Source organism: Crenalkalicoccus roseus, from assembly GCF_004761865.1.
Lineage (GTDB): Bacteria > Pseudomonadota > Alphaproteobacteria > Acetobacterales > Acetobacteraceae > Crenalkalicoccus > Crenalkalicoccus roseus.
The window spans coordinates 21,447-38,445 of sequence record NZ_SJDM01000018.1; the positions used below are offsets into that span (position 1 = coordinate 21,447).

The 16,999-nt window shown below is 73.8% G+C and carries 15 protein-coding genes; 11 read left to right on the forward strand and 4 right to left on the reverse strand.

Features of this window, described 5'->3' with window-relative positions; translation table 11 throughout:
• Window positions 1-5: 5 nt before the first annotated feature.
• Together ET526_RS12845 and ET526_RS12850 are read right to left on the reverse strand one after the other, a co-directional pair.
• A complete protein-coding gene (locus ET526_RS12845; protein ID WP_135468108.1) occupies window positions 6-410 on the reverse strand; it encodes a hypothetical protein in 405 nt (134 codons plus the stop codon).
• 153 nt (window positions 411-563) lie between these two features.
• A complete protein-coding gene (locus ET526_RS12850; protein ID WP_135468109.1) occupies window positions 564-2,258 on the reverse strand; it encodes a peptide ABC transporter substrate-binding protein in 1,695 nt (564 codons plus the stop codon).
• 243 nt (window positions 2,259-2,501) lie between these two features.
• Here ET526_RS12850 and ET526_RS12855 point away from each other — a divergent pair, with 243 nt between their 5' ends.
• Together ET526_RS12855 and ET526_RS12860 are read left to right on the forward strand one after the other, a co-directional pair.
• Entirely contained in the window at window positions 2,502-3,953 is a 1,452-nt protein-coding gene (locus tag ET526_RS12855) for a L,D-transpeptidase family protein (protein WP_135468110.1), read from the forward strand.
• Between the two features lies 1 nt (window position 3,954).
• Window positions 3,955-4,527 (forward strand): DUF882 domain-containing protein, encoded by a 573-nt coding sequence (locus ET526_RS12860; RefSeq protein ID WP_135468111.1) that lies wholly within the window; start codon window positions 3,955-3,957, stop codon window positions 4,525-4,527.
• A 139-nt stretch (window positions 4,528-4,666) separates the two neighbouring features.
• On the opposite strand, the gene ET526_RS12865 is transcribed toward ET526_RS12860, so the two are convergent.
• On the reverse strand, window positions 4,667-5,233 hold the full coding sequence (locus tag ET526_RS12865; RefSeq protein ID WP_135468112.1) for a polysaccharide biosynthesis/export family protein: 567 nt from the start codon (window positions 5,231-5,233) through the stop codon (window positions 4,667-4,669).
• 248 nt (window positions 5,234-5,481) lie between these two features.
• Between ET526_RS12865 and ET526_RS12870 the strand changes: the two genes are divergently transcribed.
• The 4 genes from ET526_RS12870 to ET526_RS12885 all read left to right on the forward strand — a co-directional run bounded on the left by ET526_RS12870 (window position 5,482) and on the right by ET526_RS12885 (window position 11,857).
• Window positions 5,482-7,749, forward strand: coding sequence for a polysaccharide biosynthesis tyrosine autokinase (locus ET526_RS12870; protein ID WP_135468113.1), 2,268 nt, complete (start codon window positions 5,482-5,484; stop codon window positions 7,747-7,749).
• Window positions 7,750-7,752: 3 nt separating this feature from the next.
• On the forward strand, window positions 7,753-8,748 hold the full coding sequence (galE, locus tag ET526_RS12875) for a UDP-glucose 4-epimerase GalE (protein WP_135468114.1): 996 nt from the start codon (window positions 7,753-7,755) through the stop codon (window positions 8,746-8,748).
• 69 nt (window positions 8,749-8,817) lie between these two features.
• On the forward strand, window positions 8,818-10,200 hold the full coding sequence (locus tag ET526_RS12880) for a hypothetical protein (RefSeq protein ID WP_135468115.1): 1,383 nt from the start codon (window positions 8,818-8,820) through the stop codon (window positions 10,198-10,200).
• Window positions 10,201-10,279: 79 nt separating this feature from the next.
• On the forward strand, window positions 10,280-11,857 hold the full coding sequence (locus tag ET526_RS12885) for a gamma-glutamyltransferase (RefSeq protein WP_135468116.1): 1,578 nt from the start codon (window positions 10,280-10,282) through the stop codon (window positions 11,855-11,857).
• A gap of 14 nt (window positions 11,858-11,871) precedes the next feature.
• Here ET526_RS12885 and ET526_RS12890 read toward each other — a convergent pair whose 3' ends face one another.
• Window positions 11,872-12,774, reverse strand: a complete 903-nt coding sequence (locus tag ET526_RS12890; RefSeq protein WP_135468117.1) for a polysaccharide deacetylase family protein — start codon at window positions 12,772-12,774, stop codon at window positions 11,872-11,874.
• Window positions 12,775-12,905: 131 nt separating this feature from the next.
• Here ET526_RS12890 and ET526_RS12895 point away from each other — a divergent pair, with 131 nt between their 5' ends.
• The 5 genes from ET526_RS12895 to ET526_RS12915 all read left to right on the forward strand — a co-directional run bounded on the left by ET526_RS12895 (window position 12,906) and on the right by ET526_RS12915 (window position 16,956).
• On the forward strand, window positions 12,906-13,829 hold the full coding sequence (locus ET526_RS12895; protein ID WP_135468118.1) for a hypothetical protein: 924 nt from the start codon (window positions 12,906-12,908) through the stop codon (window positions 13,827-13,829).
• Between the two features lie 35 nt (window positions 13,830-13,864).
• A complete protein-coding gene (locus ET526_RS12900; protein ID WP_135468119.1) occupies window positions 13,865-15,262 on the forward strand; it encodes an amidase in 1,398 nt (465 codons plus the stop codon).
• A gap of 103 nt (window positions 15,263-15,365) precedes the next feature.
• Window positions 15,366-15,767 (forward strand): VOC family protein, encoded by a 402-nt coding sequence (locus ET526_RS12905; protein WP_135468120.1) that lies wholly within the window; start codon window positions 15,366-15,368, stop codon window positions 15,765-15,767.
• A gap of 38 nt (window positions 15,768-15,805) precedes the next feature.
• Entirely contained in the window at window positions 15,806-16,336 is a 531-nt protein-coding gene (locus ET526_RS12910; protein WP_135468121.1) for a thiamine pyrophosphate-binding protein, read from the forward strand.
• On the forward strand, window positions 16,333-16,956 hold the full coding sequence (locus ET526_RS12915; RefSeq protein WP_135468122.1) for a thiamine pyrophosphate-dependent enzyme: 624 nt from the start codon (window positions 16,333-16,335) through the stop codon (window positions 16,954-16,956). Before ET526_RS12910 ends, ET526_RS12915 begins: the two co-directional genes overlap by 4 nt.
• The last annotated feature ends 43 nt before the right edge of the window (window positions 16,957-16,999 follow it).

Sequence of the window (16,999 nt, forward strand, 5' to 3'; positions counted from 1 at the left end):
CCGCTCTAATGGGCGCGCAGTTCGGCCAGGGTGCAGCGTACCGCCTCGGCGACCGCGCGGCAGCCCTCGGCGCTGTTCCGGCGCTCCGCCGCGTCCCGCGCCCGCGCGATGTGGCGCAGCGTCGCCTCGTGGCGCTCCCGCGGCCCGCCGCCGCGGCTGATGGCGAGGCGGATCCGCGTCTCGGCCAGCTCCAGGTGGCGCGCCGCCGCGACGTAGCGGTCCTCGCGCATGTCGTGGTCGGCGGCGACGAAGAAATCGATCAGCCCGCGCAGCTCGGGCTCCGTCAGTCCCTGCGGCAGCAGGCGCTCGACCGGAGGGGGGTCCCTCTCATGGCCGGCGCTGTGCAGCACATGCGTGGACAGGGCCGCGGCGAGCATGTCGAGGAAGGGGTGCTGGCTCTGCTTCGGCATTCCTGGCCTCCCTGCGCAGTATCGCGCGGGCGCCCGGCCGCGATCCCCCGCGGCCGGCGCGGCCGCACCCTGCAATCTAGGCATTCCCGCGGCGGCTTCCGCCAATGAATTCGAGAGCAGCTCTGCCGCGCGACCGTTCCCGGTCACCCCGCCCTACCGCGCCGTCCACTCCTCGGCCCAGAGCGAGCTCGGGTTCAGGTGCCCGGTCGGCCGCACCCCGTCGAGCCAGCGCGGCCAGACATGCGCGTCGGAGCGGAACCACAGCGGCAGCGCCGGCAGCTCCTCGGCGTAGATCGTCTGCAGCCGCGCCCAGAGCGCGCGCCGGCGCTCGCGGTCGAGCTCGGTCGGGATCGCCTCCAGCAGCGCATCGGTCTCCGCGTGGCGCCAGCCGCCGTAGTTCTGCCCGGACCAGTTGCGCGCCTCGGTCGGGATCTCCTCGGAGTGCAGGGGACCGCGCGGCACCCCCTCGGGCGCGCTGATCCAGGCGAAGAGGGCGAGCCCCTGGAAGCGCCGGCGCGACAGCGTCTCGGCGAACAGGACCCGCGGCGGCTCGTTGCGGATGCGCGTCTCGACCCCGACCTGGCGCCACATGCCCTGCAGCACCTGCTGCACCTGCTCGCGCGCGCGGTTGCCTGCCGTGGTCATCAGCTCCAGGGCCAGGCGCTCGCCGGCGGCGTTGCGCCGGATGCCGTCCGGGCCCCGCCGCCAGCCCGCCTCGTCCAGCAGCGCCTCCGCCGCCGCGGGGTCGAAGCGCCATTGCGCGACGTCGGGGTGGTGCATCGGGTCGAGGGGGTTGAGGCTGGCGTGCGCCACCGTCTGCCGTCCCTCGAACAGCCGGGCGACGATCTGCCCGCGGTCGAGCGCCTGCAGCAGGGCGCGGCGCACCCGCGCATCGGCCAGGGCCGGGTGGTCGTGCTGCACCGCCAGATGCTCGTAGATCAGGCCCGGCTTGTAGGTGACGCGGAAGCGGTCGCGGGTGCGCCGCTCCAGCGCCGCCGCCTGCTCCACGGGCAGGCCGAGCTCGCCCGCCACCATGTCGATCTGCCCGGCGAGGAGCTGCGCCTCGAGCGCCGCCGTGTTCTCGACGGTGCGGATCTGGATGCGGCGGAAGGCCGGGGCGCGGCCCTGCCAGGCCGGGTTGCGCTCCAGCGTGACGCCGGCGCCGGGCTGCACCGCGGCGATGCGCCATGGCCCGTTCCACAGGCCGGGATTGGTGGTCTCGGTGTCGTAGGCGGTGCGGTTGCGGTAGCCGCGCGGCTCCGCCTCCCAGCGCGCGCGCTCGATATGCGCGGGCAGGGGCTGGAAGTCGCCGGCGGCGGCGAACTGGAAGGTGACCTTGTCGAAGCGCAGCGTGACGGTGCGCGAATCCTCCACCCGGAGCTCGTAGGCGGAGCGGTAGAACTCCGCCGGGCCGAAGCCGGTGGCGGGATCCCGACCCGCCTCCCAGGCGAAGCGCAGATCCTCGGCCGAGACGGGCGTGCCGTCGCCCCAGCGCAGGTCCCCGCGCAGCCGGTAGGTGACGCGGATGCCCGGCTTGCCCTCCGGCGTCGTCTCGCGCACGGCGAGGCCGTTCTCCAGCGTCGGCAGCGTCTCGCAGGCGAGGCAGGTGAGCTCCCAGCCCGGGTCGTAGGCGGTCAGCGGCCGGCGGACGAAGCCGAGCACGTAGGATTTCGCCGCCATGGATTCGATGTTCGGGTGGAAGGTGGAGGGGAATTGCGTGATGCCGATGGTCAGGGTGTCGCGCGCCCAGGCCTCCGGCGCCAGCAGCAGGGCGAGGCCGAGGCCCGGCAGGAGTCGCCGCCGGGCATGGCGGCCGGCAGGGATGCATCGTGGCCCGGGAACGCCCATCGCAGCCTCCGCGGCGTGTTGCTGGCTCTCGCGCCGGGTCGTCGCGCCGTGCGGCCCGGCCTGCGCGGCGAGGCTACAGCGGACGGCCCCGCCGATGCACGCCCGCGCCGCGCCGGGGTGAAGGTGCCTTGGCGGCCGCCGGGCGTGCAGCTATGCAGGCCCGCCGTGCGCTTCCTTCCCCTTCTGTTGCTCCTCCTCGGCGCATGTCTCCCGTCTTGCGGATCTGCCGCCGCTGGACCGGCCTTGCCCGTCGCAGCGCCCCTCGCCGCCGCCGAGCCGGCCCTGCTGCGGCTCGCCGAGCGCCTGCGGCGCCTCGGGGAGGACGGGCTCGACCCGGCCGCCTACGCCATTCCGGACGAGGCGCTGGCCCGGCGGGATGCCGCCGCCTGGCGCGCCGCCCTGGCCGAAGCGGCGCGCCGGGCGCTGGAGGACCTGCTGCACGGCCGTGTGCGGGCGCTGCCCGGACGCGCCGACCTGCGGCGCAGCCCCGAGACCATCCCGCTCGACACCTGGCTCGCCGAGCTGGCGGCCACGGACGAGCCCGCCGCGGTGCTGGACCGGGCGGCGCTGCTGCATTCCGGAATGGTGCCGCTGAAGGCGGCCCTGGCCCGCGCCCGGGCCGCCGTCGCGGCGGGCGGATGGGGGGAGGTGCCGGGCACGGCCACCATCGAGCCCGGCGCCGAGGATCCGGTGCGGGTGCCGGCGCTGCGCGCGCGCCTGCTGGCGACCGATCCGGAGCTCGCCGCCGCCCCGGATGCGGGCCCGCTCTACGATCCTGCTCTGGTCGCCGCAGTGCGGCGCTTCCAGGCCGCGCGGGGGCTGGAGGCCGATGGCCGCGTCGGCCGGCACACCCTCGCCGCGCTCAACCGCCCGGCGGAGGCGGAACTCCGCCAGCTCCGTGTGGCGCTCGACATGCGCCGCGGCGCCCCGCCGCCGGAGCGGGGGCGGCGGATTGAGGTGAACATCCCCGATCAGCGCCTGCAGGTGATCGAGGATGGCCGGCCGCTTCTGGAGATGGCGGTGATCGTCGGCAGGCCGTCCCGCCCCACGCCAACCCTGGTGGCGCGGCTGACGGCGGTGCAGTTCAACCCGCCCTGGGGGGTGCCGCAGCGCAACGCGCGGGAGGATCTGCTGCCACGCTTCCGCCAGGACCCGCGCGCCATGATGGAGAAGGGGTTCCGCATCTTCGGCATGGTGGACGGCCAGCGCGTCGAGCTCGACCCCATGGCGATCGACTGGAAGGCCGTCCGCGCCGACCACTTTCCCTATGTGGTCCGGCAGGACCCGGGGGAGGCCAACGCGCTCGGCCGGCTGAAATTCATCCTGCCGAACCGGGAGGACATCTTCCTGCACGACACGCCGGAGCGGCACCTGTTCCGCCGGGCGGAGCGCGCCTTCTCCTCGGGCTGCGTGCGGCTGGAGCGGCCGATGGAGCTGCTCGCGCTCGCGCTCGAGGGCACGCCGGGCTGGGATCCGGCGCAAGCGGCACGGCAGCTCGACAGCCGGGAGACGCGGATCGTCGCCCTTGCCCGCGACCTGCCGGTGCGGCTGCACTACACGACCGTGGTGATCGAGAGGGGGGAGATACGCATGCGGTCAGACCTCTACGGCCTCGACGAGGCCTATGCGCGGGCGCTGGACGCGCCCCGCCCCCGGCTTGCCGGGGGGCAGCGGCCGGATGGGGGGTGGCGCTGAGATGCGGCGCCCGCTCTTCGCCTGCCCCTGCTGCGAGGGGAACGTCCATGGCCGCCGCGGCCTGCTGCGCGCCACGCTGGGCGTCGCGCTCGCCGGCCTCGCCGCGCCCGCCATCGCCGCGTCGGCGGGCGGCGCCCGCAGCCTGTCGGTCATCCGCGTGCAGACGGGGGAGACCTTCGAGGGCGTCTACTGGCGGGACGGCCGGCACGACCGAGAGGCCCTGGCACGCCTGGACTGGCTGTTCCGCGACCTTTCCCGCGATGAGGCGACGCCGATGGACCCGCGCCTCTTCGACGCCATGCACCACATCGCGGAGCGGCTCGACGCGGCCGGTCCCTTCGAGGTGATCAGCGGCTACCGCGCGCCGGAAACCAACGCGGCGCGGGCGCGCCAGTCCAGCCGCGTCTCGCGGGTCTCGCTGCACATGTCGGGCATGGCGGCCGATCTGCGCCTGCCGGGGCGGGACTCCATCGGCTTGGCGCGGCTCGCCGCCCAGATGCAGTTGGGCGGCGTCGGCCTCTACCGGAGCGACGGCTTCGTACACCTTGATTGCGGCCCCTCGCGTCGCTGGTAGCCGGAGGGCGGCGGCCGGGGGGGCACAGGCCCTGCGGGGACGGGCCGGCCCCCACGGGGCGCGAAGAGGGCGCCCCCCACCGGCGGCTCGGGCCAAGGCCGTCACGCCAACCCGCGCGACGGGTTGCCGCCGAGCCGTATCAGAAGCGGCGCTCGAAGACGGTGATCACATCGCCCGGCAGCACCAGCGCGTCGCGGGGCGCGCGGAATTCCTGCGCGCGGCCGTCCGGCCCGATGCGGGTGATCGAGACGTAGTTCTGTATCGCGCGATAGTTGAAGCCGCCGGCCACCGCCACCGCGGTGAGAACGGTCATGCCGGGCTGGTAGGCAAACTGGCCGCCTCGCTCAACCATACCGAGCACGAAGATCGGCCGGTACTGCGTGACCTCGACGGCGACGTTGGGGTCCCTGAACAGGCCCCGCTGGCGCATCTCCTGCGCGATCGCGGCCTCGACTTCGCTCGTGGTGCGGCCGGCCGCCTGCACCGTGCCGACCAGCGGCAGGGCGAGGGTGCCGGCGTCGGAGACGCGGAACTCTCCCGTCAGCCTCGGGTCGTTGAAGACGGTCACGCGCACCCGGTCGTCCGGCCCCAGACGGTAGGTGGTGGGTGCCGTCGTCTCCGGCAGCGGCGGCAGATGGGCGCCGGGAGCGGCGCAGGCGGCGAGGCCGGTGAGCGCCAGGAGGCAGAGCAGGCGGCGTGATGGCATCGGAACTCCCTTCTGATCCTGAAGCGACTGCTTCCCTGCGTCGCGCGCGCAGGTTGCGGCGGCGACGTCGCACCCCCTCTTTGCCAGAGCGGGACCGTTCCGCACATTCGTTTTTCCTTGCGCGGCTGGTTCATCACACCGAGTTTTTCTGACTTGATGCTGTATCGCCCTACCGTTGATTGACCGCCGCGGCGCACGGCGCGTATTCGGCGCCCACTGCAGCATCGGCCAAGGGAAGAAGACCGCGCATGCTCGACAGGACGGTTGATGCTCGGCCACCGACGGACCGCCGGCCGCCTCCGCGCGCCCCGGTGCCGGGAAGCGCGCCGATCGAGCCGGAGGGGCTGACGGTCACCGCGCTGCTCGCCGCGCTGCGCCGCCGCCGCTGGGTGCTGATCCTCTGCGCCATCCTGTTCCCGCTCGCGGCCTACATCGCGGCGAAGCAGCTCACGCCGCGCTACACCGCCAACACCACGGTGATGTTCGAGCCGACCGAGTATTCGGTGCGCGAGCTGCAGAGCATCCTGCGCGACGAGAACACGACCGATGCCGTGCTCGCGAGCCAGGTGGAGATCATCCGCAGCCTCTCCATCGCGCGCCGCGTGGTGCAGCGGTTCGGCCTCGAGCAGCGGCCCGAATTCGCCTGGTGGCTGCGCGACGCGCAGCGGGCCGAGGGGGCCTGGTACCGGATGCAGGACGGGCTCAGCCGCTGGCTCGGCTCCTTCGCGCCCTGGCTGGCCGAGCCGATCGCCCCGCGCCCGCCGGCGCGGGTGCCGCCGCCTGAGGCGGCCGAGATCATGGCGGCGGAGGCCATGATCAACGCCCTGCAGGTGCAGGTGGTGCGCAACTCCCGCGTGCTGTCCATCCGCTTCACCTCGGAGGACCGCCACCTCGCGCGCGACGTCGCCAACTACGTGGCCGAGCTCTACATCGCCGACCAGCTCGAGGGGAAGTTCAACGCCGTCCGCCGCGCCAACGAGTGGCTGGAGGCGCGGGTCGCGCAGCTCCGCCAGGAGGTCGCCGTCACCGAGCAGCGGATCGCCGAGCTGCGCGCGGCCTCGGGGCTGACGCGCGGCGTCAGCGCCGTGCTGGCGACCGAGCAGATCAGCCGCATCAACGCGGACCTGCTGGAGGCGCGCAACCAGCTCGCCACCGCCGAGGCGCGGCTTGCCGCGGCACGCGGCGGCGGCGGCGGCGCCGACCTGACCGCGCTCGGCGCGGCCAACCTGACGGCGCAGCGCACCGCCCGCGACGCCGCCCGCCAGGAGCTGGAGCGCCTGCAGGCGACGCTCGGCGCCAACCATCCGGACGTGCGCGCGGCGCGCTCCCGCCTCGCCGAGGCCGAGCGGGCCGTGGGCGCCGAGACCACGCGGGTGGTGCAGGCGCTCGACGCCGAGGCGCGAGCGGCGCGGGCGCGGGTGCGCAGCCTGGAGGAGGCGCTGCGCCTGCAGGAGGACCGGGTCAACACCGGCCAGTCCGCCGAGATCCAGCTCGCCGCGCTGGAGCGGGAGGCGGAGGCCTCGCGCAGCCTGCTCCGCGCCGTGCTGGAGCGCTCGCAGCAGACCGTCGCCCAGACCGCGATCGAGCGGCCGGACGCCCGCGTGCTCTCCCCCGCTACCACGCCGGCGCTGCCGAGCTTCCCCAAGGTCACCACCTTCGTGATGGCCGCCGTGGTGCTCGGCGTGCTGTTCGGCCTGCTGGTCATCTGGTTCCTCGAGCAGGCGGACAGCACCATCCGCAGCGGCGAGGAGGTGCGCAGCGCCCTCGGCCTGCCCTGCCTCGCCCTGGTGCCGATGCTGAAGCGCGGCCTGCTCGGCCGCCACCGCGCCGAGGACTACGTGGTGCGCAAGCCGCTCTCGCCCTTCGCGGAAAGCATGCGCACGCTGCGCGCGGCGCTCTGGCTCGGCGCCGAGCCGCCGCGGGTGATCGTCATCACCGCCGCCCGCCCGGGCGAGGGCAAGACCACCACCGCCGTCGCCCTCGCCCGCTCCGCGGCGATGAACGGGGAGCGGGTGCTGCTGATAGACTGCGACGTGCGCCAGCCCTCGCTCGGCCAGGTGTTCCGCTGCGAGGGCGCGGCGGGCGTGACCGACCTGCTGCTCGGCCAGGCGGTGCTCGAGCGCATCATCCGCCGCGACCACCTCTCCTCCCTCGACTACATCCCGGCCGGGGCGGCGGAGATCCACTCCCTCGGCCTGTTCATGTCCGAGGCGATGGCGGGGCTGCTCGATCGGGTGCGCCGGGATTACGACCTGATCGTGCTCGACGCCCCGCCGGCCCTTGCCATGGCCGATGCCCGCGTCGTCGCCCGCCTCGCCGACGCCACGCTGCTCTGCGTGAAGTGGCGCGACACGCCGCGCTCGGTGGTGCGCAACTCCCTCGGCCTGCTCGAGGAGGCGCATGCGCGCGTGGTCGGCGCGGCGCTGACGCAGGTGGATGCCAAGGTGCACGGCCGCTCCGGCTACGCCGACGCGGAAGTCTACCACCCCCGCTACGGCGGCTACTTCCGGGAGTGATCCTTGGCCCGATACCTGGTCACCGGCGGCGCCGGCTATGTCGGCAGCCACCTCGTGCTCGCCCTGATCGAGCGGGGGGAGGAGGTGGTGGTCCTAGACAACCTGCGCCAGGGCCATCGCGCCGCCGTGCCTCCCGAAGCCAGGCTCGTGGTCGGCGAGGTCGGCGAGCCCGCGCTGCTGCGGGAGGTGTTCTCCGGCCCGCGCTTCGACGCGGTGTTCCATTTCGCCGCCCTCTCGCTGGTCGGTGAGAGCATGCGCGAGCCGCTGCGCTACTGCGCCGAGAACGTCGCCAACAGCCTGCGCCTGGCCGAGGCGGCGGTGCGGGCGGGTTGCCGCAAATTCGTGCTCTCCTCCACCGCCGCGCTGTTCGGCGACCCCGAGCGGGTGCCGATCGATGAGGAGGCCCGCCTCGCCCCGACCAGCGCCTATGGCGAGAGCAAGCTGATGGTCGAGCGTGGCCTGGAATGGGCCGACCGCGTCCACGGCCTGCGCTCCGCCTGCCTGCGCTACTTCAACGCCGCCGGCGCCGACCCGGCCGGCCGGATCGGCGAGGACCACGAGCCCGAGACCCACCTCATTCCCCTCGCCATCGGCGCCGCTCTCGGCACCCGCCCCCCGCTCACCGTCTTCGGCGCCGACTACCCGACCCCGGACGGGACCTGCATCCGCGACTACGTGCATGTCTCCGACCTCGCCGATGCGCACATCCGCGTGCTCAACCTTCTGGAAGAGCGCAGCGTGCGCTACAATCTCGGCAACGGAACGGGATACTCGGTGAGGCAGGTGATCGAGACGGTGGAACGGATCGGGGGGCGGCCGGTGCCGCACAGCTACGGCCCCCGGCGCGCCGGCGACCCGGCGGTGCTGGTGGCCTCCAGCGAGCGCATCCGGCGCGAGACCGGCTGGGCGCCTCGCTTCGGCGCGCTCGACGACATCGTGCGCACCGCCTGGGCGTGGCACGCGGCGCATCCGCGCGGCTTCGCCGACCGTTCAGCCTGACCCCCCATGCCCGCGGAGGGCGCGGCCCCGCTGCCGCAGCCGGCGGAGCGGGCGCCCCGGCGCCCCGCCATGCGGACGGCAAGGCGCCTCGGCACCCTCTGCCTGTCCGCGCTGCTGCTGATCTGGCCCGCCGCCTGGAACGGTTACCCCCTGGTCTTTTCCGATACCGGCACCTATCTGGGCCAGGCGCTGATCGGCTATCTCGGCTGGGATCGCCCGGCCTTCTACAGCCTGTTCCTGCTGCTCACCCACTGGCGGCTCACCCTCTGGCTGTCCGTGCTGGCACAGGGGCTGATCACCGCCCATCTGCTCTCCCTGGTGCTGCGCGCGCACGGGCTGCCGGGCAACCTGCCCCTGCTCCTGGCGGCGGCCGGGCTCGCGGTGCTGAGCGGGCTGCCATGGCTCGCCGCCCAGCTCATGCCGGACCTGTTCACCGGCCTGCTCGTCCTCGCGCTGTGGCTGCTCGGCTTCCGCGCCGCGGTGCTGAGCACGGGGGAGCGGGTCTGGGTGCTGCTGCTGGCCAGCGGAGGGGTGGCCGTGCATCTCAGCCACCTGCCGCTGGCCCTCGGCCTCGGCCTGCTGGGCAGCGCGCTGCTCTTCGCCTTTCGCGGCCGGCGGGAGGCGTATCTCGGCGCGGCGCGCATGCTGGCGCCGCCGCTGCTGGCTTCCCTTGCCATGATGGCGGCGAACGCCGCCGGCCATGGTCGGCTCGCGGTTTCCCCCTTCGGCTCCGTCTTCATGGCGGCGCGGGTCATCTATGACGGGCCCGGGATGGCGCATCTACGGCGCGCCTGCCCGGAGGCCGGCTATCGCATCTGCGGCGTGCTCGACCGTCTCGGCCCCTATCACAACGCCTTCCTCTGGTATCCGACGAGCCCCCTGCACAACGAACTCGGCGGGCCGAAGGCCTGGGCGCCGGAGGCCTCCGCCATCGTGCTCGGCACCCTGCGGGAGGCGCCGGCCGCGATGGGAGCCGCCGCCCTGGCCAACACCCTGCGCCAGCTCGCCCTGGTCGCCCCCGGCGACGGGCTTGAGCCCTGGCCCGGCGTGCCAGGGCCGGAGCCGCTGATCGCCCGCTTCTTCCCGCAGGAGCGGGAGCGCTTCCTGGCCTCGCGCCAGCAGCAGGGGCTTCTGCTCGACGACGTCCGGAGTCTGGCGCCGCTGCACCGCCTCCTGGCGCTGGCGGGGCTGCTCGGCGTGGCGCTGCTCGTGGTCCGCCACCGGCGCACGCTCGGCCTGCCCCGCTTCGCCCTCGCCGCCTTCGTGCTGGCGGCGGCGCTCGGCAACGCCGCGGTGACGGGAGGGCTCTCCGGCCCCGCGGAACGCTACCAGGCGCGGATCGCCTGGCTGTTCGTGCTGGCGCCCGCCCTGCTCGCGCTGCCGGCGCTGCGGGCGGATCGCCACCGGAGGGCGGCGCCATCGGGAAGCGCGGACCTGCTCTACAGGCCCTGAGCCGGGGCGCGGGCGGGCTTGCCGGCAGGGCCGCGCGGCGGGACGATGCGCCCCGCCTTCCACCGGAGAGTGCCAGCCCATGACCCTCGCCTTCACCCCAGGCCCGCACGTCACCCAGCACTGGCACCTGCGCAAGCCCGCGGCGCGGGGGAGGGGCGGCATGGTGGCCTCGCAGGTCAAGGCGGCGGCGGAAGCCGGGGCGGCGATGCTGGAAGCGGGCGGCACCGCCGCCGATGCCGCCGTCGCCACCGCCTTCGCCCTCGCTGCGCTGGAGCCCTGGAACAGCGGCCTCGGCGGCATCGGCTTCGCGCAGGTGATGGCGCCCGGCGGCGCGGCCGAGACCTTCGATTTCGGCCCGGTCGCCCCCGCCGGCCTCGACCCCTCCGCCTTCCCCCTGACCGGGCGGATGAAGCAGGACCTCTTCGCCTGGCCGGAGGTGGAGGGCGACCGCAACATCCACGGGCCGCTCTCCTGCGTCGTCCCCTCCGCGGTGGCGGGCTACGCGCTGCTGCACGAGCGCCACGGCCGACTGCCGATCCGCGACGTGCTCGCCCCCGCCGTGGCGCTGGCCAGGCGCGGCCTGCCGCAGGACTGGTACACCACGCTGAAGATCGCGACCTCGGCCGCGGTGCTCCGCCTCTACCCGGAATCCGCGCGCATCTACCTGCCGGACGGGCTGCCGCCGGTGCCGCCCTATCAGGGCAGCCCCGGCTTCTTCACCCTCGGCAACCTGCCGGCGACGCTGGAGCGGCTGCAGCAGGCCGGGCTCGAGGATTTCTACAGGGGCGAGATCGCGGCGCAGATCGCCGCCGACATGCGGGAGATGGGCGGGGTGCTCTCCGCCGAGGACCTCGCCCGCTGCCGCGCCCGCGTGCTGCCCGCCCTCGCCGTGCCCTGGCGCGGACGCACGCTGATGCTCGCCAACGGCCTCACCGCCGCACCGACGCTTGCGCAGGTGCTGCGCGGCATGGAAGGGGCGGAGTTCGGCGCGGCGCCAGATGCCGCCTGGTATGCCCGCCTCGCCCGGGTGATGCGGGAGGCCTACGCCGACCGCCTCAGGGGCCTTGGCGACGCCGAGCCGCGGGCCGCCGAGTCCTGCACCACCCACCTCACCGTCTGCGACCGGGAGGGGATGATGGTGGCGATGACGACGACGCTGCTCTCCTCCATGGGCAGCCGCATGGTGCTGCCGCGCTCGGGCGTGCTGATGAACAACGGGGTGATGTGGTTCGACCCGCAGCCCGGCACGCCGAACGCCATCGCCCCCGGCAAGCGGCCGCTGACCAACATGTGCCCGGTGATCGCGGCGCGCGACGGCGCGCCGGAGATCGCCGCCGGCGCCTCCGGCGGGCGGCGGATCATGGCGAGCGTGTTCCAGCTTCTCTCCTTCGTGGCCGATTTCGGCATGGATCCGGAGGAGGCGGCGCACCACCCGCGCATCGACGTCTCGGGGCCGGAGGGCGTGACCGCCGACCGGCGCCTGGATGCGGCGACGCTCGCCGCGCTCGAGGCCGAGGCGCCGCTGACGGTGGTGGAGCACGCGGCGATGCCGATCAACTTCGCCTGTCCCAACCTGATCCGCCGCGACGCGGAGGGGCGGGTGGTGGGGGTCAGCGACGCCGCCTCGCCCTGGAGCGCGGCGGTGGCGGCGGGCTGAGCCGGCGCCGCGCTCTACGCCGCCTCGGCCCCCATCCGGTCGCGGCAGTAGCGCGCCACGTCCTCATGCGTGGCGAACCACACGCCGTCCTGCGCCTTCATGTGGTGGATCAGCCGCTCCAGCAGCGGCAGGCGGGAGCGGTGGCCGATGATGTGCGGGTGCAGGGTCAGCAGGAACAGCCCACCCTCGGCGAAGGCGCCGTCGAACTCGGCGCGGAAGATCTCCTCCACCGCCGAGGGCGGCGTATAGGGACGCAGCGCGCTGGCGTAGCGCATGGGGAAGTACACCGCGTCGTCGCGGATCCATTCCACCGGCAGTTCGACGATGCCGGTGGGCTCGCCGCCGTCGAGCAGCTCATAGGGCTCGTCATCGGCCATGAGGCTGGAATCGTAGAGCAGCCCCATCTCGCGGAGGATGCCGAGGGTTTCGGTGGAGAAGTCCCAGCTCGCGGTGCGCAGCCCCACGGGCCGGCGGCCCGCCAGCCTCTCCAGCACCTCGGCCGCGCGCAGGGTCAGTTCGCGCTCCGCGCCGGGCGGCAGGGTGGTGTTGGATTCGTGGATCCAGGAATGCAGGGCGATCTCGTGGCCCTCCGCGGCCAGGGCGCGCACCTCCTCCGGATGCAGCAGGGCGGAGACGGCTGGGTAGAAGAAGGTGGCGGCGATGCCGTGGCGCGCCAGCAGCGCGCGGATGCGCGGCACGCCCCGGCGTGCGCCGTAATGGCCCTGGCTGAGGCGCATTGGGCTTTCGTCGGCATCGCGCAGCGGGATGGTCTCGTGGTCGGCGTCGAAGGAGAGCGCGACGGCGCAGCGCGCCCCGGCGGGCCAGGCGGGCGGCTTCAGGCTGCGCCCGGCACGGGCGCGGCCGATGATGCGGCGCCAGGTCGCCTCGGGCCATTCCCAGGGGGCGGCATCGGACATCGGCGGCTCCTTCTCCAGTGTGCGCGCGGGCATTGCCGGCAAGCGGATTCCGCATGCTGCGCGCACCGCATGTTGCGGAGCGCTCCTCTCCTGGTTCAACCTTTCCTCACGGCCTGCCGGAGGAAACGGCGATGCGCGAGAAGGTTGAAAGCCTTGGTTTGGCATTCGCCGTCGGTATCGCGGGCCTTGTCGCGGGGCTGGTGATCAGCCGCTTCCTTCTCCCGCACGCCTCGTTCCTGCAGGATCCGCCCGCGGCCGCGGCCCAGATCAACCAGGCGGTCTGGGCCTATCCGATGGATGCGAGCCGGCGGAACATCATCGCAACCGCTGGCGGTTCCGTCTGCGCCGAACCGCCGCCGGACACAGCCAGCACGGTGGCCGCGCAGCTTTCCGCCCAGCTCGCCGCTCGCCGCGGGAGTGACGCCGAAGGGTCCGGGCAGGTTGCACAGGAGCTCCGTTCCGCCGTCGAGAAGCTCTATGAGCGTTCGCAGGGCATCCAGGCCCTGCGCGACCTGATGTTCCGCCTCTGCGAGGCCAAGATCAACAACCTGATCAACGAGGAACAGTACCGCTCGATGACGCGCCACGTGATCCTGACGCTGAATTTCGTGGTGCCCTTCGAGCAGTGCGCCGGCCTCGTGCGGACGGCGACCTCGCTGAGCCAGGGCGCCGGCGCGAGCACCAGCCTCGCGCCGTTCTTCACGGGATGCTTCGAGCAGGTCAGCACCTATGCCAGGGCGATGAGCGAAAGGCTGAACCTGGAGAACGACGCGGTGGTGCGCGTCATATCCCTGGAGAACGAGATCGGCGAATACCAGGCGGCGCTACACTGGTTCATCGAATCGGGCCTGTCGTGGCACCCCAGCGTCCTGCCGGGTGCCTACCACAGGCGCCTCGCGGCCGATGAGGCCGCCAACCGGATCGTGGGTGGCCGCTACGAGGGCCTTCCCGACCCCTTGGGCTGGCAGGAGCGGTTCTGGCAGCGCGAATTGCGGCAGAACGAGGCGCTGCGGTTGCGCTTCGGGGTCACCATCGTTACCCACCAGGGCAACTGACGGACGCGTTTCCTTCCTTTCTCAAGAACCATCCGATGAACCTGCCCACCGATCCCGCCCTGATGCCGGCCGAGACGCTGCTCGCCCTCTACGCCCGGCGCGCCCTCTCGCCGGTGGAGGCGCTGCAGGCGGTGACGGAGCGCATCGCCCGGCTGAACCCCTGGGTGAACGCCTTCGCCGCCATGAACCCCCGCGCCGTGCAGGCGGCGGGGGAGAGCGAGGCGCGCTGGGCGGCGGGGCGCCCCATCGGCCCGCTCGACGGCGTGCCGGCGACGGTGAAGGATCTGCTCGACCTCGCCGGCTTCCCGACCCGCCGCGGCAGCCGCACCACGGAGGCCGCGCCGGCGGCGCAGGACGCGCCCGCCGTGCTCGGGCTGAAGGCGGTGGGCGCCGTCATCCTCGGCAAGACCACCACCACCGAGTTCGGCTGGAAGTCGCCCGGCGACTGCCCGCTGCACGGCATCACCCGCAACCCCTGGAACCGGGAACGCACGCCGGGCGGCTCCTCCTCCGGCGCCGGGGCGGCGGGGGCGGCCGGCTTCGGGCCGCTGCACATCGGCACCGACGCCGGTGGCTCCATCCGCATTCCGGCCGCCTTCTGCGGCCTGGTGGGGGTGAAGCCGTCCTTCGGCCGCGTGCCGCAATGGCCGCTCGGCGCCTTCGCCCATGTCGCGGTGGCCGGGCCGATGACGCGCACGGTGCGCGACGCGGCGCTGATGCTCTCCGCCATGGCGCGGCACGATCTGCGCGACCCCTACTGCCTGCCGGACGAGCCGCGCGACTGGCGGCAGGGCATCGAGCAGGGCGTCGAGGGGCTGCGCGTGGCGCTGGTGCGCCGCCTCGGCTTCGACCCGCCGCTGGACGCGGAGGGCGAGGCGGCGCTCACGGCCGCCGCGCGGCTCCTGGAGGAGCAGGGCGCCATCGTGGAGGAGGCGGATCCCGACCTGCCCGACACCCGCGCCATCTTCGGCCGGGTCTGGGGCGTGGCGCTGGCGCGGCTGGTGGCGCAGATGCCGCCCGAGAAGCGCCGGCTTCTGGATCAGGGCCTCGAGGAGGTGGCGGAGCGCGAGGGCGGCATGTCCGCCGTGGATTATCTCGGTGCCGAGGCGCTGCGTCTGGAGGCCGCGCACGCCATGGCGCGCTTCCACCAGCGCTATGATGTGCTGCTGACGGCGGCGACGCCGACCGCGGCCTTCGCCGCCGACCAGCCGACGGTCCGCCCGACCGAGGCGCTCTGGCGCGACTGGGCGCCCTGGACCTTCGCCTTCAACCTGACGCGCCAGCCGGCGATCGCGCTGCCCGTCGGCCTCGACGAGCAGGGGATGCCGCGCGCGGTGCAGGTGGCGGCCGCCCTTTACCGCGACGACCTCGCCTTCCGCGCGGCGCGGGCGATCGAACGCGCCGCGGCGGTGCCGCTGGCCGACCCGCGCTGAGGCCGCGCGAACCGGGTGGCCTCCCGCTGCCGGGGCGGGCCGGGGGCCTTGACGGGCCGCCTCCGCTCCCCTGAGCTTGGTGCCGCCGGGGGAGGAACGCCCGATGGGCCTGCACGCGCTGAACCACTACACGATCCGCACCGCGGATCTGGAACGCACCAGGGATTTCTACGTGACCGTCCTCGGCCTCGAGGTCGGCCACCGCCCGCCGCTCGGCTTTCCGGGCTACTGGCTCTACTGCGGCGGCCAGCCGACGGTCCACCTCGTCGGCCCGCGCGAGCGCGACGCGCACCTGCCGCGGGAGGCGGGCCCGACCGGCCTGCTCGACCACATCGCCTTCACTTGCACCGGCCTCGCCGAGATGCGCGAGCGGCTGAAGCGGCACGGCGTGCCGCATGAGGAGCGGGTGGTGCCGCGCGACCGGCAGACGCAGCTCTTCCTGCGCGACCCGGACGGCATCGCCGTCGAGCTGAACTTCCCGCCCGAGGAGACGGACGCGGCCTGACCGACCCCGCGCCCCAGCAACCGGAAGGACCGTCAGGAATGAACGAGGGCGCAGCGCAGCCCTGGCACGAGATCGTGCTCGAGGTGCTGAAGGCGAACGAGGTGCGCCTCGTCGCCTACGTGCCGGACAACGTGCTCAAGCCGCTGATCTCCGGCTGCCATGCCGATCCCTTCTTCACCACCCTCGCCGCCGCGCGCGAGGAGGAGGCGATCGGCATCCTCTGCGGCGCCTGGATGGCCGGTATGCGGGGCATCGCGCTGATGCAGACCAGCGGCTTCGCCACCCTCGCCAACGTGCTCGCCTCGCTGCCCTGCGCCTTCCAGATTCCGGCGCTGATGATGGTGAGCGAGCGCGGCACGCTCGGCGAGTTCAACATCGGCCAGGCGATGGTCAACCGCACCATGCGCCCGGTGCTGGACAGCCTCGGCATCGAGCACCACACCATCACCCGGCGCGACGAATGCGGCTTCATCCTGGACCGCAGCATCAGGCAGGCGGTGACGACCCAGGCGCCGGCCTGCCTGATCCTCTCCCCCCTGCTGACCGGCGGCAAGGTGCTGAAGGCATGAGCGCGTCCGTCACCACCGCCCACAACGCCAAGCGGATGAACCGCGCCGCGCTGGTGCGGCGCCTGGTCGCGCGCATCGGCGAGGATCCGGCCGTGATCGGCGGCATCGGCCATTCCAATTTCGACCTCTGGGCCGCCGGGCACCGGGCGCGCAATTTCTACATGCTCGGCAGCATGGGGCTTGCCGTCCCGATCGGTCTCGGCGTCGCCCTGGCGCAGCCGCGGCGCAAGGTGTTCGTGCTGGAGGGCGACGGCTCGCTGCTGATGCAGCTCGGCTGCCTCTCGACCGTGGCGGCGCAGCGGCCGGCCAACCTGGCGATCCTGCTGCTCGACAACGGCACCTACCAGATCACCGGCGGCCAGCGGACGCCGGCGGAGCTGGCGGGCACCGACCTGGTGGCGGTGGCGCGCGCCGCCGGCCTCCCCCAGGCCGCCTGGGCCGCCGACGAGGCGGATTTCGACCGGCTTGTCGCCCAGTGCCTCGATACCGAGGGGCCGCATGTGATCGGCCTCAAGCTCGACGACGCGCCGCCGGCCGGGCAGACCGAGCGCGATCCGGCGCAGATCCGCGACCGCTTCATGCGCGGCATGGGGGCGAAGCGGTCGGGCCTGCCGGGATAGGGCGGGGCGCGGGGGCCGGAACCGGCCGGCGGCGTGGCGCGGA

Bases quoted from the DNA above. Each gene is read 5' to 3' on its own strand.
- ET526_RS12890 (WP_135468117.1), bottom strand. From the start codon at position 12,774: ATGTCCGATGCCGCCCCCTGGGAATGGCCCGAGGCGACCTGGCGCCGC.
- ET526_RS12865 (WP_135468112.1), bottom strand. From the start codon at position 5,233: ATGCCATCACGCCGCCTGCTCTGCCTCCTGGCGCTCACCGGCCTCGCC.
- ET526_RS12885 (WP_135468116.1), top strand. From the start codon at position 10,280: ATGACCCTCGCCTTCACCCCAGGCCCGCACGTCACCCAGCACTGGCAC.
- ET526_RS12895 (WP_135468118.1), top strand. From the start codon at position 12,906: ATGCGCGAGAAGGTTGAAAGCCTTGGTTTGGCATTCGCCGTCGGTATC.
- ET526_RS12910 (WP_135468121.1), top strand. From the start codon at position 15,806: ATGAACGAGGGCGCAGCGCAGCCCTGGCACGAGATCGTGCTCGAGGTG.
- ET526_RS12870 (WP_135468113.1), top strand. From the start codon at position 5,482: ATGCTCGACAGGACGGTTGATGCTCGGCCACCGACGGACCGCCGGCCG.
- ET526_RS12900 (WP_135468119.1), top strand. From the start codon at position 13,865: ATGAACCTGCCCACCGATCCCGCCCTGATGCCGGCCGAGACGCTGCTC.
- ET526_RS12860 (WP_135468111.1), top strand. From the start codon at position 3,955: ATGCGGCGCCCGCTCTTCGCCTGCCCCTGCTGCGAGGGGAACGTCCAT.
- ET526_RS12880 (WP_135468115.1), top strand. From the start codon at position 8,818: ATGCGGACGGCAAGGCGCCTCGGCACCCTCTGCCTGTCCGCGCTGCTG.
- ET526_RS12850 (WP_135468109.1), bottom strand. From the start codon at position 2,258: ATGGGCGTTCCCGGGCCACGATGCATCCCTGCCGGCCGCCATGCCCGG.
- ET526_RS12905 (WP_135468120.1), top strand. From the start codon at position 15,366: ATGGGCCTGCACGCGCTGAACCACTACACGATCCGCACCGCGGATCTG.
- ET526_RS12915 (WP_135468122.1), top strand. From the start codon at position 16,333: ATGAGCGCGTCCGTCACCACCGCCCACAACGCCAAGCGGATGAACCGC.
- ET526_RS12845 (WP_135468108.1), bottom strand. From the start codon at position 410: ATGCCGAAGCAGAGCCAGCACCCCTTCCTCGACATGCTCGCCGCGGCC.